Source organism: Bradyrhizobium sp. CIAT3101 (assembly GCF_029714945.1).
Taxonomy (GTDB): domain Bacteria; phylum Pseudomonadota; class Alphaproteobacteria; order Rhizobiales; family Xanthobacteraceae; genus Bradyrhizobium.
In genome coordinates, this window is the sequence record NZ_CP121634.1 from 3,797,687 (window position 1) to 3,810,543 (window position 12,857).

At 63.2% G+C, this 12,857-nt stretch carries 15 protein-coding genes and 1 tRNA gene; 12 read left to right on the forward strand and 4 right to left on the reverse strand.

Going from position 1 to position 12,857, the window contains the following annotated elements; all coding sequences use genetic code 11:
• The first annotated feature begins 24 nt into the window (after positions 1 to 24).
• On the forward strand, positions 25 to 369 hold the full coding sequence (locus QA645_RS17730) for an NIPSNAP family protein (RefSeq protein ID WP_254132200.1): 345 nt from the start codon (positions 25 to 27) through the stop codon (positions 367 to 369).
• A 72-nt stretch (positions 370 to 441) separates the two neighbouring features.
• Here QA645_RS17730 and argE read toward each other — a convergent pair whose 3' ends face one another.
• Both argE and QA645_RS17740 read right to left on the reverse strand, forming a co-directional pair.
• Entirely contained in the window at positions 442 to 1,629 is a 1,188-nt protein-coding gene (gene argE / locus QA645_RS17735; RefSeq protein ID WP_283051857.1) for an acetylornithine deacetylase, read from the reverse strand.
• A 104-nt stretch (positions 1,630 to 1,733) separates the two neighbouring features.
• The gene (locus tag QA645_RS17740) at positions 1,734 to 2,384 is read right to left on the reverse strand and encodes a TetR family transcriptional regulator (protein ID WP_283051859.1); all 651 of its coding nucleotides are present in this window, start codon (positions 2,382 to 2,384) and stop codon (positions 1,734 to 1,736) included.
• A gap of 93 nt (positions 2,385 to 2,477) precedes the next feature.
• On the opposite strand from QA645_RS17740, the gene QA645_RS17745 reads away from it, so the two are divergent.
• Positions 2,478 to 2,972 carry an anthrone oxygenase family protein gene (locus tag QA645_RS17745; RefSeq protein ID WP_283051861.1) on the forward strand — a complete coding sequence of 165 codons (495 nt, stop codon included), beginning with the start codon at positions 2,478 to 2,480 and terminating at the stop codon, positions 2,970 to 2,972.
• A gap of 393 nt (positions 2,973 to 3,365) precedes the next feature.
• Here QA645_RS17745 and QA645_RS17750 read toward each other — a convergent pair whose 3' ends face one another.
• Positions 3,366 to 4,151 (reverse strand): SDR family oxidoreductase, encoded by a 786-nt coding sequence (locus QA645_RS17750; protein WP_283051863.1) that lies wholly within the window; start codon positions 4,149 to 4,151, stop codon positions 3,366 to 3,368.
• Between the two features lie 134 nt (positions 4,152 to 4,285).
• Between QA645_RS17750 and QA645_RS17755 the strand changes: the two genes are divergently transcribed.
• Both QA645_RS17755 and QA645_RS17760 read left to right on the forward strand, forming a co-directional pair.
• Complete coding sequence (locus QA645_RS17755; RefSeq protein WP_254132195.1) at positions 4,286 to 4,984, forward strand: histidine phosphatase family protein; 699 nt, start codon at positions 4,286 to 4,288, stop codon at positions 4,982 to 4,984.
• An 82-nt stretch (positions 4,985 to 5,066) separates the two neighbouring features.
• Entirely contained in the window at positions 5,067 to 5,834 is a 768-nt protein-coding gene (locus QA645_RS17760) for an SDR family oxidoreductase (protein ID WP_283051866.1), read from the forward strand.
• A gap of 195 nt (positions 5,835 to 6,029) precedes the next feature.
• Here the strand turns inward: QA645_RS17760 and QA645_RS17765 are convergent, their stop codons facing one another.
• On the reverse strand, positions 6,030 to 7,262 hold the full coding sequence (locus QA645_RS17765; protein WP_283051868.1) for a serine hydrolase domain-containing protein: 1,233 nt from the start codon (positions 7,260 to 7,262) through the stop codon (positions 6,030 to 6,032).
• A 165-nt stretch (positions 7,263 to 7,427) separates the two neighbouring features.
• Between QA645_RS17765 and QA645_RS17770 the strand changes: the two genes are divergently transcribed.
• The 8 genes from QA645_RS17770 (at position 7,428) to rplL (ending at position 12,433) form a co-directional block, all read left to right on the forward strand.
• Positions 7,428 to 7,503 (forward strand) — tRNA-Trp (locus QA645_RS17770).
• 328 nt (positions 7,504 to 7,831) lie between these two features.
• Positions 7,832 to 8,023, forward strand: coding sequence for a preprotein translocase subunit SecE (gene secE / locus QA645_RS17775; RefSeq protein ID WP_007611620.1), 192 nt, complete (start codon positions 7,832 to 7,834; stop codon positions 8,021 to 8,023).
• Positions 8,023 to 8,580, forward strand: a complete 558-nt coding sequence (gene nusG, locus QA645_RS17780) for a transcription termination/antitermination protein NusG (protein WP_092294124.1) — start codon at positions 8,023 to 8,025, stop codon at positions 8,578 to 8,580. The genes secE and nusG overlap by 1 nt, the downstream gene beginning before the upstream one ends.
• A 133-nt stretch (positions 8,581 to 8,713) precedes the next feature.
• On the forward strand, positions 8,714 to 9,142 hold the full coding sequence (rplK, locus tag QA645_RS17785) for a 50S ribosomal protein L11 (RefSeq protein ID WP_027554142.1): 429 nt from the start codon (positions 8,714 to 8,716) through the stop codon (positions 9,140 to 9,142).
• Between the two features lie 6 nt (positions 9,143 to 9,148).
• A complete protein-coding gene (gene rplA, locus QA645_RS17790) occupies positions 9,149 to 9,841 on the forward strand; it encodes a 50S ribosomal protein L1 (protein ID WP_063682741.1) in 693 nt (230 codons plus the stop codon).
• A 106-nt stretch (positions 9,842 to 9,947) separates the two neighbouring features.
• Entirely contained in the window at positions 9,948 to 10,901 is a 954-nt protein-coding gene (locus tag QA645_RS17795) for a 2-hydroxyacid dehydrogenase (protein WP_283051875.1), read from the forward strand.
• A 581-nt stretch (positions 10,902 to 11,482) separates the two neighbouring features.
• Positions 11,483 to 12,001, forward strand: coding sequence for a 50S ribosomal protein L10 (gene rplJ, locus QA645_RS17800; protein WP_254194196.1), 519 nt, complete (start codon positions 11,483 to 11,485; stop codon positions 11,999 to 12,001).
• A 54-nt stretch (positions 12,002 to 12,055) separates the two neighbouring features.
• Complete coding sequence (gene rplL, locus QA645_RS17805) at positions 12,056 to 12,433, forward strand: 50S ribosomal protein L7/L12 (RefSeq protein ID WP_212092210.1); 378 nt, start codon at positions 12,056 to 12,058, stop codon at positions 12,431 to 12,433.
• Positions 12,434 to 12,857: the final 424 nt, after the last annotated feature.

Sequence of the window (12,857 nt, forward strand, 5' to 3'; positions counted from 1 at the left end):
TATCTCCGCTGCAAGGAGACGGTCATGATCCAGCAACTGCGCATCTACGAAATCTTCGAAAAGAACAAGACTGCCTTTCACGCACGGTTCCGCGACCACGCCGCGCGCATCATGCGGACCAGATATGGCTTCCAGATCGTGGCGATGTGGGAGACGAAATTCGGCGAGCGTACCGAGTTCGCCTACATTCTGGAGTGGCCGGATGAGGCCGCGAAGACGTCCGCGTGGGCGGCCTTCATGGCAGACACCGAGTGGAGCGAGATCAAGCGTGTGACCCACGCGGAGCACGGCCTGATGGTCGGCCAGATCGAGGATCGCCTGCTGGTGCCGGTGGACTATTCGCCGTCGCAGTTTCGTAGGGCGGATTAGCGCAGCGTAATCCGCCATTCACACGACGCGAGGCAGATGGCGGATTACGCTGCGCTAATCCGCCCTACGCTCTTACCCCTTCGCGCAATGCGCGATCAGCTTCTCCACGAACCCCGCGCACTTCTCCAGCTCCGCCATCGCCACGAACTCATCCGGCGTATGCGCCTGCGCGATCGAGCCGGGGCCTATCACCACTGATGGGATGTCGGCGATGCTGGCAAACAGGCTCGCCTCGGTGCCGAAGGCGACCTTGGCGTGATCGTTGCGGCCGGCGAGCTGCTTCGCCAGCGTGACGATCGCCGCGTCGGCCTTGGTGTCGAGCGCGGGATAGTCGAGTATCTCCTCGAAATCGATGCCGCACTCGGGATGCTGCTTCTTCATCGCGGGCTCGAGCTCGGCCTTGGCCCAGGCGACGATCGCATCCGTCACCTCTTTGGACTCGGTGATGCCGATGCCGCGGCATTCGAAGTCGACGGTGCAGGTGTCGGGCACGATGTTCAGCGCCGCGCCGCCGTGCACGATGCTGGTCAACAGCGTCGAGTGCGGGACATCGTAGAGACTGTTGCGCTCGACCTGGCCTGCGAGCTTCACCGCGCGGCGGCGGATCTCGACGATCATCTCGGCGGCATATTCGATCGCGTTGACGCCGTCGGGCGCGATTGAGGAATGGCGGGCAAGTCCGTGGAACGTCGCGCGCACGCCGTGCTTGCCCTTGTGGCCGATGATGACCTTCATCTCGGTCGGCTCGCCGATGAATGCGCCGAGCGGTCGAACTTTCTTCTTCGCGACCTCGGCCAGCATCGGCCGCACACCGATGCAGCCGATCTCCTCGTCATAGGAGATGGCGAGATGAATCGGCGTCGTCAGCTTCGCTTCCAGCATCTCCGGCACCATGGCGAGGCACACCGCCACAAAACCCTTCATGTCGGTGGTGCCGCGGCCGAACAGCTTGCCGTCGCGCTCGACCAGCTTGAACGGATCGTGGCTCCAGTCCTGGCCGACGACCGGCACGACGTCGGTATGTCCCGACAGCACGAGACCGGGCTTGTCCTCCGGGCCGATCGTGACCCAGAGCGAAGCCTTCTGTCCGGTCTCGTCGGTGATGCGCTCGCCCTTGACGCCCAGGAAGGCGAGATAGCTCTCGATATGCGCGATCAGGGGCAAGTTGGTGCGATCGCTGATGGTGTCGAAGCCGACCAGGTCGGCGAGGAGGTTGCGGATGCGATCGGCTCTGGAACTTGGGAAAATCGGGTTGGGCATTGTCTCGTTCATGAGATGGAGGATGGCATCGCCGCTTGCACGAAACATACCAATGGAGTGGCGGTTCGGGCAAACCCGATCGCGAAGGCTGCTTTCGCCGAGACTCAGCCGAGTGCGGAGAGATCCTTCGGCAGCATTCGCTTGAACAGGTCGAGCGTACGCCGCGCCTCCGCCGGCGGCAAGGCGATGGCGTGACGAACCGCAGCGGCAATCTGGATCATCGCCAGGTGCGAAAAGGAGGTGAGGGCGGCGGCGGGCTGTTTCGGCGCGACACGCTTGAGTGCCTCGCGTAACAGACCGGCCAGGAAAGCCACGTCCTCCCTGTCGATCTCTTGCAGCGCTCGGTCGCCTTGCGTCGCTTGCCAGATGTGATGCATCACCGGGTGATCGCGGAACATCTGGTAGTAGCCGTCGGTAATGCGGCACAGCGCCGCGTGCAGATCGGATAGTTTCTTCATCTCGGCGAGATCGCGCGCCACGCACTCGCGGCCGATGGCGTTGCAACGCTCGGCGAGCGTCCCGATCACGGCATTCTTGTCCGGAAAATATTGGTAGAGCGAGCCGAAGGCGATGCCGGTGCGCTCGACGATGTCGCTCATCCGGAAGGCGTCGCTGCCCTTTTCCGTCAATATCTCGCTCGCGGCGGTCAGGATGCGATCGAACCGCTCCCGGCTACGTTCCTGCGTCGGAACCAGCGGCATGCGCCGTCCGGCCGCCTGCGTCGCTTTGCCCGCCCTGATCTTCCGTTCCGGCATCGTTGTTTCCGCCATCTGTGCTTGACGCCAGAAATAAGAGAGTTTATCGCCTTTATCAAATGCGAGAGTTTATCGCATTTGAGGAGGCGTAGCATGCGGCAGGTTTTGACGAGCGGATTGCTCTGGTTCTCGGCGCTCGGCTGCGGCCTCATGGCCGGCATATATTTCGCGTTCTCGACCTTCATCATGACCGCGCTCGGCCGGCTCGATCAGGCCGCCGGTATCGCGGCGATGAATGCCATCAATGTCGACATCGTGCGCTCGCTGTTCATGCCGTTGTTCCTCGGCACGACGGTGGCGGGTGCAGCGCTGGTTGTGTTGGGCGCGTTGCGCTTCAGTGAGCCGGGGGCAGCCAGCATGATCGCGGGCGGCGGCCTGTACATCATCGGCATGTTCGTCGTGACAGTTGCGCTCAACGTGCCGCTCAACGATGCGCTGGCCGCGGCGCAGCCGTCATCGCCAGAGGCGGGCGCGGTATGGGCGGCGTATTTGAAGGATTGGGTGTTCTGGAATCATATGCGGACGATTGCGTCGATTGGAGGCTGTGCGCTGTTTATCGTAGCGCTCGCGGCTCAATCGGTCTCGTAGGGTGGGCAGAGGCGCAAGGCGCCGAAAGCAAAGCTCGGGCGACATGCGCCGCGAGGATGAGAAGGCGTGTCAACGGGGGCGTTGGATGGGTAGAGCACTTGCGAAACCCATCATGCTCCGGTGCGGAGGAAGCGTTGATGGGTTCGCTTCGCTCTACCCATCCTACAATCTGCTGCGCTCGCAATGACGATGTTGATGCAGTTATGCGCGATTTCTCTCCGCCGTCGTCCCGGCGAAGGCCGGGACCCATACCGCGGAACCCATCGAGTGCATTCAAGTGAAAGTACCGATCGACGAGTCGTCGCCAAACTGCTCCCTGAGGTTATGGGTCCCGGCCTTCGCCGGGACGACACTGAGAGTGTGGCGCTGCTGAAGCCAAAGGCGAGACCTTTGTCAGACCGGCTTGCCCGTATACGGCATCGACGCCGTGAGGCCACCGTCCACCGGGAAGGCCTGGCCGTTCACGTAGGACGCTTCGTCGCTGGCCAAAAAGAGTCCCATCGCGGCGAGTTCGTGCGGCTGGCCGGGACGCTTCAAGGGATTGAGCTGGCCGATCTTGTCCTGGGTGCCGCGCTCCTTGGCGCGATCGAAGATCGGCTTGGTCATTCCCGTTTCGATCAGGCCCGGGCAGACCGCGTTGATGCGCACGCCGGTGCCGGTGAGCGAATACGCCGTGGTCTGCACGAGGCTGATCACGCCGGCCTTGCTGGCGGCATAGGGGTGCCCGCTAGCGCCGGCCTTGAGGCCCGCAACCGATGCGGTGAGCACGATCGCGCCGGACTGCTGCTTCACCATGTGCGGCATCGCATGCTTCACCGCGAGGAACGGTCCGATCAGATTGACGCGCAGCACCTCCTGCCACTGTTCGACGGTCTGCTCGCCGAGCGGAACGAGCCCGCCGGAGACGCCGGCATTGGCCCAGATGACGTCGAGCCGGCCATGCGTCTTCACCGCCTTGTCGATGACGGCGATGACATCAGCCTCGGAGCCGGCATCGGCGATCATCGCCTCCGCAACGCCGCCGGCTTTCTTCACTTCGTCGACCGTCTCCTTCACCGCTTCGGTGCGATCGACGGCGATCAGCTTGGCGCCCTCCTTGGTGAAGAGGTGTGCAGCCGCGCGGCCGATGCCGCTGCCGGCGCCGGTGATGATGACGGATTTGCCTTGCAGACGGCCCATGGGTTTCTCCCTTTGGTATGCCGTGCGACGCTTGCCGCGCGACGGAATTTCAAACAGAATTTCAAACGGTAAAGTGTCTTGAGACACGTTCACACCTGACGTACAGCGACATCACACGGGATGGAAGGGCTTCAATGGCAACCGCAGACAAGCCGAATGTGGTCACGACACGCTGGTGGTGGGTTCGTCATGCGCCGGTGCGCAATGACGGCGGCAACATCTACGGACAGAGCGATCTCGCCTGCGACACCAGCGACACCTACGTGTTCAATGCTGTTGCCAAGGTGCTGCCACGTAAGGCGGTGTGGTATTCGAGCAATCTGATGCGCACGCATCAAACGGCTGAAGCCATCTGGGAGGCGGGCTATCCGCGGCCCGTGTCGATGAAATGGGAGGCGGACCTCGCCGAGCAGAATCTCGGTCGCTGGCAGGGCATGAACCGCGCCGAGTTCATCGCCAGCCGTCCCGTCGGCTCAAGCTGGTTTGCTGACATCAACGAGCCCGCGCCCGGCGGCGAAAGTTTCATGGATCTCTACAACCGCACGCGCCGCACCGTCGAGCGGATCAACAATGAGGCGGCGGGGCAGGACGTGATCGCGGTCGCGCATGGCGGCACCATCAAGGCGGCGATCGGTCTCGCACTCGACGGCCAGGTGGAGCGGGCGCTGTCGTTCGACATCGACAACGTCTCGATCACGCGGCTCGATTATTTCGCAAGCCCCGAGCGCTCGGTCTGGCGGCTGCCGATGGTGAACCAGCAGCCGTGGATCGCGGACGATGCGCATGCCGAGATGCATCAGCTGGCGGGACCTGAGGTCAAGAAGCTCGCCTGAGTTATGCTGTCATTCCGGGGCGGTCCGCAGGACCGAGCCCGGAATCTCGATGTGAATACAAAGATCAATCTGGGAGAGAAACATGACCTTGTTCGACATGAAGGGGAAAGTCGCCGTCATCACCGGCTCGACGCGCGGCATCGGGCTTGCGATCGCCGAGCGTATGGCGGAGCACGGCGCCAAGGTCGTGATCTCCTCGCGCAAGGCGGATGTCTGCGATGAGGTCGCCAGGGGCATCAACGACAAGTTCGGCAAGGGCACCGCGGTCGCGATCGCGGCCAACATCTCGTCGAAGGAGAATCTGCAAAATCTGGTCGACGAGAGCAACCGCGCTTTCGGCAAGATCGACGTGCTGGTCTGCAACGCCGCATCGAACCCGTATTACGGCCCGCTCGCCGGCATCTCCGACGATCAGTTCCGTAAAATTCTCGACAACAACATCGTCGCCAACAACTGGCTGATCTCGATGGTGGTGCCGCAGATGATCGAGCGCAAGGACGGCTCGGTGATCATCGTCTCCTCGATCGGCGGCCTCAAGGGCTCGACCATTCTCGGCGCCTACGCGATCTCCAAGGCGGCCGACATGCAGCTCGCGCGCAATCTCGCTTGCGAATACGGCAAGCACAACATCCGCGTGAATTGCATCGCGCCCGGCCTGATCAAGACCGATTTTGCCAAGGCGCTGTGGGACAATCCGGAGAATTTGAAGGCCTCGACCGCGCGCTCGCCGCTCTTGCGTATCGGCATTCCCGACGAGATCGCGGGTGCCGCGGTGTTCCTGGGATCAGCGGCCGGCGACTTCATGACCGGCCAGACCATGGTGATCGACGGCGGCGCGACGATTAGTTGAGGTTTGCGGAGAAGGGCACCTACGCTCACTCCAGCATCAGCGTCATCGTCCGCGAAAGCGGGCGATCCAGTACTCCGCGGCCGAAGTGGTGCGAACAAACTGCCGCTACGGAGTACTGGATGCCCCGGTCAAGCCGGGGCATGACGGTGAGTGTGTGGATGCGGCCTCGCGGCTCGCGCGACTAAGCGAACGCCCTCACTCCACCGCCGCGTAAACCAGATCCCGCACCAGCGTGCGTGTGAAGTCACGTTGTCCCGGTCCCTGGGTCATGAACACCGTGAACAGATCCTCCTTCGGATCGATCCAGAAGAACGTGCCGGCAATGCCGCTCCAGAAATAGTTGCCGACGCTGCCGGGGAAGGGCGCGATGCCGGCGTCGCGGCGGACGGCGAAGCCGAGACCGAAACCGTGGCCGGGCGAAAGAAGCGTGCCGTTGGTCACGACGTGCGGCCCGAGGTGATCGGACGCCATCAGCTCCAGCGTCTTGCGGCCGATGATCCTGTTGCCGTCGAGGGTGCCGCCATTGCGCAGCATCAGCGCGAAGCGGGCGTAGTCCGTCGTGGTGGAGACCAGGCCGCCGCCGCCGGATTCCATCACCGGCTGCTCGAGCATGTTGAACAGCGCGACCTTGTCACCGGTCCAGGGATCGGCTTCGAATGGCTGCGCGAGCCGGCCGGCGTTGGCCTCTGAGGTCGAGAAGCCGGTCTCGGTCATCTGCAACGGCGCGAGGATGCGCTCGGTGAGATAGGTGCCGAGCGACTTGCCGCTGACGACCTCGATGATGCGGCCGAGGATGTCGGTGGAACGGCTGTAGTTGAACTCGTCGCCGGGGTGGCAGACCAGCGGGAAGCTCGCCACCAGCGCGGCGTGCTCGGCATTGGTGATCTTGCGGCTGCGGACGCGGGACTCCTGGTAGAGCTTGTGCACCGGGCCGTCGCCCTGGTGCTCGTAGGTGAGACCCGAGGTGTGGCGGAGCAGGTCCTGCACCGTCATCGGCCGCCTCGGTGGAACCAGTTCCAGCTTGCCACCGCTGACGACGCCGACCTTCTGGTCCGCGAACTCCGGGATGAATTTTGCGACGGGATCGCCGAGCAGGAGGTAGCCGTCCTCGACCAGCGCCATGATGCCGACCGAGACGATCGGCTTGGTCATCGAGAAGATCCGGAAGATCGAATCAAGCGCCATCGCCGGGCCCGCCGGACTCTGCTTGCCGAGCGCCTCGAACCAACCGACCTGGCCGCCCCTCGCCACCAGCACGGTCACGCCGGGAACGGTTCCCTTGTCGATCTCGCGCTTGAACGCGTCCGACATCGCCTGGAGGCGGGGCCGCGACAGGCCCAGCGTTTCCGGCTTGGCCTCGGGGAGAGACGGGGTTTTTGGCGTTGTCGAGGGGCGGGCGGCGGCGGCTGTCGACGCTAAGGTAGTCATGGGGACTCCCGGTTGTTCTTGATTGTCGGGACCGGAGAGTGGCCCAGAAGCCGTTGCACAAACAAGCGAAGCCAGCGCGCTTCACCCTTGCAATCCGTCCTTGCAATCCGGCCGTCCCCTGTGCTTGAAAGCGCCCCTGATCCACGTGGCGACGCGAGGGTCCACAGGAGTGTAGCTCAATTGGTAGAGCACCGGTCTCCAAAACCGGGGGTCGCAGGTTCGAGCCCTGCCACTCCTGCCAGCTAATCCCAGACAATCCGGATTGAAGGCAGGACGGCGCCGGGCTGAATAGCTCGGGCGCTGGGTCATGCGGGGCTCATAAGCCCTTGATCCGCATCACGTCCGTCAGCCGGGCCGGTGTGGATTCCAGCCCGCCCGCACCTTGACCTTTGGCCCCATCCGCAGTAGATACCCGGCACTCGCAGCCGGCCCGTTAGACGCGGATCTCCGGCGCGGCTTTGAAATCCCCCGAACAATCGAGCCCGGTTTTCCGGCTCATCCTTCGAGACAGAGGGCTGGGCCACAGGCGGCTGTTCGGATCCCTGAAATTCTTAATGGCGTCTCAAACGATGGCAGTCAGCCCGTTCAAGTTCTTGCAGGAAGTGCGCTCGGAGACCGCCAAGGTCACCTGGCCCACCCGTCGTGAGACCACGATCACCACCATCATGGTGTTCGTGATGGTCGCCGTGGCCTCGATCTTCTTCTTCGCCGCCGACCAGATCATCCGTTACCTCATCACCTTCCTTTTGGGCATTCACTGATGGCAACAGCCGCCGCAACCCAATCGTCCGACAAGCGCTGGTACATCGTCCACGCCTATTCGAACTTCGAGAAGAAGGTCGCCGAATCGATCCGCGAGCAGGCCAAGCAGCGCGGGCTCGAAGAGCTGTTCGAGCTGGTGCTGGTTCCGACCGAGAAGGTCACGGAAGTGCGCCGCGGCCGCAAGATCGACGCCGAGCGCAAGTTCTTCCCGGGCTACGTGCTGGTTAAGATGAAGCTGACCGACGAGGCGTTTCATCTGATCAAGAACACGCCGAAGGTCACGGGCTTCCTCGGCGCCGAGAACAAGCCGATGCCGATCTCGGAGAACGAAGCCATGCGCATCCTGCACCAGGTGCAGGAGGGTGTGGAACGGCCGAAGGCGTCGGTGTCGTTCGAGATCGGCGAGAACGTGCGCGTGGCCGATGGCCCGTTCGCCTCGTTCTCGGGTGTGGTCGAGGAAATCGACGAGGCGCGCTCGCGCGTGAAGGTCGCGGTGTCGATCTTCGGCCGCGCCACGCCAGTGGAATTGGAATTCGGTCAGGTCGAGAAGGTCTGATCGGGTAAGGCGCGAGGTCGAAAGGCTTCGCGCAAGCAGAGGCCGTGGGAGGGAGAGGGCGGTTGCCAGCCGCATCCGACCCAGACCACGAACCTGAAACCGCCGGTCCAGGCCGGCACAACAGGAGTGATACATGGCAAAGAAAGTGACCGGATACCTGAAGCTTCAGGTCCCGGCCGGTGCGGCGAATCCCTCGCCCCCGATCGGTCCCGCGCTCGGTCAGCGCGGTCTCAACATCATGGAGTTCTGCAAGGCGTTCAACGCCCAGACCCAGAAGGAAGAGAAGAACACCCCGATCCCGGTGATCATCACCATCTATGCGGACCGTTCCTTCACCTTCGAGATGAAGACGCCGCCGATGTCCTTCTTCCTCAAGCAGGCTGCCAAGATCCAGTCCGGCTCGAAGGCGCCGGGCCGCGACAAGGCCGGCAAGGTGACCAAGGCGCAGGTGCGCGAGATCGCCGAGAAGAAGATGAAGGATCTCAATTGCGACACCATCGAATCGGCCATGAAGATGGTCGAGGGCTCTGCCCGTTCGATGGGTCTGGAAGTGGCGGGGTAAGCGGCTATGGCAATCGGAAAGCGTTTGAACAAAGCCCGCGAAGGTGTTGACCGCGAAAAGCTTTACCCGCTCGCGGACGCCATCAAGATGGTCAAGGAACGCGCGAAGGCGAAGTTCGACGAGACCATCGAGGTCGCGATCAATCTCGGTGTCGATCCGCGTCACGCCGATCAGATGGTCCGCGGCGTCGTGACCCTGCCGAACGGCACTGGCCGTACGCTCCGCGTCGGCGTGTTCGCCCGTGGCGCCAAGGCTGACGAAGCCAAGGCCGCAGGTGCCGACGTCGTCGGCGCCGAAGACCTGGTCGAGAAGGTGCAGAACGGCGCGATCGATTTCGATCGTTGTATTGCGACCCCCGACATGATGCCGCTGGTCGGTCGTCTCGGTAAGGTGCTTGGCCCGCGCGGCCTGATGCCGAACCCGAAGATCGGCACCGTGACCATGGACGTCACCGGTGCGGTGAAGGGTGCCAAGGGCGGCTCGGTCGAGTTCCGCGTCGAGAAGGCCGGCATTCTGCAGGCCGGCGTCGGCAAGGCCTCGTTCTCCGAGGAGAAGCTGGTCGAGAACATCAAGGCGCTGGCCGATGCTGTCTCGAAGGCGAAGCCGGCTGGTTCCAAGGGCACCTACATCCAGCGCGTTGCGGTGTCCTCGACGATGGGCCCGGGCGTGAAGGTCGAGCCGGGCACGATCCTCGGCTAAGGCTTGCCTCGGCTGAGGTTTGGAAATTGCATGAGGCGAGGGGCGGAATCGGGCGACCGATTCCGCCCCTTTCCATTTTCGACGGCACTCACCGGAAACAAGAACAATGGCTGACAAGGTCCTGATCTATTCGCGCTTTCCCAAGACGATGATGGCGCGCTTCGCCGAGCGGTTCGAGCTGCTCGACACCGGCGGCAAGAAGGCCACGGAGGTGTTCTCGGCGGAAGAACTCGGCGGCATCCGTGCGATGCTGACGGCCGGCGGCTCGCCGCTCGGCGCCGAGGCGATGGACCTGTTTCCGAAGCTCGGCGCGATCGTCTGCTACGGCACCGGCTATGACGGCGTCGACCTGAAGGCGGCAGCCAGCCGCAACATCGCGGTCGGCCACAGCCCCGGCGCCAATGCCGCCTCGGTCGCCGACATCGCGATGACCCTGATGCTGGCGACGACGCGGCGGATCCTGGTCGCTGACCAATATGTCCGCAGCGGCGATTGGGCGGCCTCGAAGCAGTCGCCGATGATGCGCCCGCAGGCGGGGATGCCCGGGCGCCGCATCGGCGTCTACGGCATGGGCGAGATCGGGCGCAAGATCGCCGCGCGCTGCGCCGCCTTTGAGAGCGAGGTCGGCTATTTCAGCCGCAGCAAATACGATCTGCCCTATCAATATTTCCCGACTCTGGAAGCACTCGCCGATTGGTGCAGCGTGCTGATGATCGCGGTGCGGGCGGGGGCTGAGACCCAGCACGTCGTCAACGCCGATATCCTGGGGCGCCTCGGTGCCGACGGCTACGTCGTCAACATTTCCCGCGGCTCGGTCATCGACCAGGAGGCCCTGGTCGCAGCGCTCTCCGACAAGACCATCGCCGGCGCCGGCCTCGATGTCTTCGAGAAGGAACCTCATGCCCCCGACGCCCTGACCGCGCTCCCCAACGTGGTGTTCGCCCCGCATATCGGCGGCCACACCCTCGAATCGCACGTCGCCATGCAGAACTGCGTGCTGGCCAATCTCAGCGCATTTTTCGAGGGCAAGCCGCTGCCCTATGGGGTCAAATCGGCCTGAATCGGCCCTTGTCAGGCCGCCTCAGGCCCGGCCGGCAACGGATTGGAACTGGTGTGAATTTTGCTCTTGGCAAGCCGGCAGAGAGCGGTTAAAGAACCGCTTCCGGACGTGCCGGCCTTGGCTGGCGCGTTCGTGCACGCATTCCGAAAACCCGACACGCAGGAGATCATTCCTTTTCAGGACGTCCGCAAGGATTTGCCCGAAAAGGAAGGAAAATCCATCGGCCGGTGGGGGTGCGGGCAGAGGTCAGGCGGTTCGCCGGCTGGCCTTGTCCTGTCCAAGACTGCAGGCGCCCGCGGGAAATTTCGATTTCTCAACGGCTTAATCGCATGGCCTGCATAGACGGGTGAAGACCGGATTTCACTTCGCTTCCCACTTTAGGGTGGTCGCGGAAGGAGTTTGGTTCGGACCTCGACACGCCGTGGGCTCCAGCGAGCTCCCGGAGGGCAGGCTTTGAATTGTCGTCTCGCCCGGCGCGTGTCCGATGGGTTTCGGCCCAGAGGTTCAGGTTTTGGGTGGGACGATGGGTGCAACCCGGCGGTCCCGCTTTCGCGATGACCGCCAACCGGAAAGAGCTTGCTGTGGAACGAGCGGCAAAAAAGGAAGCGGTCGAACAGCTCAATGGGGTCTTCAAGACCACGAGCGTCGCGGTCGTTGCTCAATATTCCGGCCTCACCGTCGCCCAGATGCAGAAGCTGCGCCAGCAGATGAAGCAGGCGGGTGCCTCGGTGAAGGTCTCGAAGAACCGTCTCGCCAAAATTGCTCTTGAAGGCACTGACGTCGTTGCCATCGGCCCCATGCTGAAGGGACCGACCGTGATCGCCACTTCGAACGATCCGGTAGCGGCGCCAAAGGTCGCCATCGAATTCGCCAAGGCGAACGAAAAGTTCGTCATCGTCGGCGGCTCGATGGGGAAGACCGTCCTGAATGTCGACGGCGTGAAGGCGCTTGCCTCGCTGCCGTCGCTTGATGAACTGCGCGGCAAGATCGTCGGCCTGCTTGTGGCCCCGGCGACCAAGATCGCTCAGCTCGCCAACGCGCCCGCGGGCAAGCTCGCGCGCGTCATCCAGGCTCATGCCTCAAAGGGCGAAGCGGCCTGACGCCCTTCGCAAAACTCAAACCCGAACCAGACTTACACTCAAGGAAACTGAACAATGGCTGACTTGCAGAAGATCGTTGACGACCTCTCGAGCCTCACCGTGCTCGAAGCTGCCGAACTCGCGAAGCTCCTCGAAGAGAAGTGGGGCGTTTCGGCTGCCGCGGCCGTCGCCGTGGCCGGCCCGGCTGGTGGTGGCGCTGCCGCCGCTCCGGCGGAAGAGAAGACCGAGTTCACGGTCGTTCTCGCCAGCGCCGGCGACAAGAAGATCGAGGTCATCAAGGAAGTCCGCGCCATCACCGGCCTGGGCCTGAAGGAAGCAAAGGACCTCGTCGAGGGCGCGCCGAAGCCCGTCAAGGAAGGCGTGAACAAGGAAGAGGCCGACAAGATCAAGGTCCAGCTCGAGAAGGCTGGCGCGAAGGTCGAGCTCAAGTAAGCAACGCTTACTGGCGGGGTTCCGGGCCATGGCTCGGGACCCTGGTCCATCCTCAAAAGGGTGGGCCGGATGCAAAAGGCGTGCGACGGATCGTCCCGACGCAGGCCGAACACGAAAATGTGTGGGGATTTGAGGGTATACCCCTCGAATCTCCACTATTGTCGCCCCATATCGGGTCGGCAGCACGAAAGCGCGGTGGGCAGGGATGCCGGATTTCCCTGTAAGCCGTTGGGAGAGCAGGCTATTTCGGGCTTTTGCAGTCCGTGAAGAAGATCGTTGTGACGGGCGGGCGTGCCTATGCGCCCCGCGCGTCGTTTTGCGTTTTGAAGGTCTGAAGAACAGATTCAGGACATGACGGCCTGAAACTGGATTTTCGGTCCCCCAAAACGGGTTCGAAAAATTCAACCCGGGGAGCGGTGGCAGC

Coding starts and splice junctions, on each gene's coding strand:
- QA645_RS17730 (WP_254132200.1), top strand. CDS start 25: ATGATCCAGCAACTGCGCATCTACGAAATCTTCGAAAAGAACAAGACT.
- argE (WP_283051857.1), bottom strand. CDS start 1,629: ATGCCCAACCCGATTTTCCCAAGTTCCAGAGCCGATCGCATCCGCAAC.
- QA645_RS17740 (WP_283051859.1), bottom strand. CDS start 2,384: ATGCCGGAACGGAAGATCAGGGCGGGCAAAGCGACGCAGGCGGCCGGA.
- QA645_RS17745 (WP_283051861.1), top strand. CDS start 2,478: ATGCGGCAGGTTTTGACGAGCGGATTGCTCTGGTTCTCGGCGCTCGGC.
- QA645_RS17750 (WP_283051863.1), bottom strand. CDS start 4,151: ATGGGCCGTCTGCAAGGCAAATCCGTCATCATCACCGGCGCCGGCAGC.
- QA645_RS17755 (WP_254132195.1), top strand. CDS start 4,286: ATGGCAACCGCAGACAAGCCGAATGTGGTCACGACACGCTGGTGGTGG.
- QA645_RS17760 (WP_283051866.1), top strand. CDS start 5,067: ATGACCTTGTTCGACATGAAGGGGAAAGTCGCCGTCATCACCGGCTCG.
- QA645_RS17765 (WP_283051868.1), bottom strand. CDS start 7,262: ATGACTACCTTAGCGTCGACAGCCGCCGCCGCCCGCCCCTCGACAACG.
- secE (WP_007611620.1), top strand. CDS start 7,832: ATGGCAGTCAGCCCGTTCAAGTTCTTGCAGGAAGTGCGCTCGGAGACC.
- nusG (WP_092294124.1), top strand. CDS start 8,023: ATGGCAACAGCCGCCGCAACCCAATCGTCCGACAAGCGCTGGTACATC.
- rplK (WP_027554142.1), top strand. CDS start 8,714: ATGGCAAAGAAAGTGACCGGATACCTGAAGCTTCAGGTCCCGGCCGGT.
- rplA (WP_063682741.1), top strand. CDS start 9,149: ATGGCAATCGGAAAGCGTTTGAACAAAGCCCGCGAAGGTGTTGACCGC.
- QA645_RS17795 (WP_283051875.1), top strand. CDS start 9,948: ATGGCTGACAAGGTCCTGATCTATTCGCGCTTTCCCAAGACGATGATG.
- rplL (WP_212092210.1), top strand. CDS start 12,056: ATGGCTGACTTGCAGAAGATCGTTGACGACCTCTCGAGCCTCACCGTG.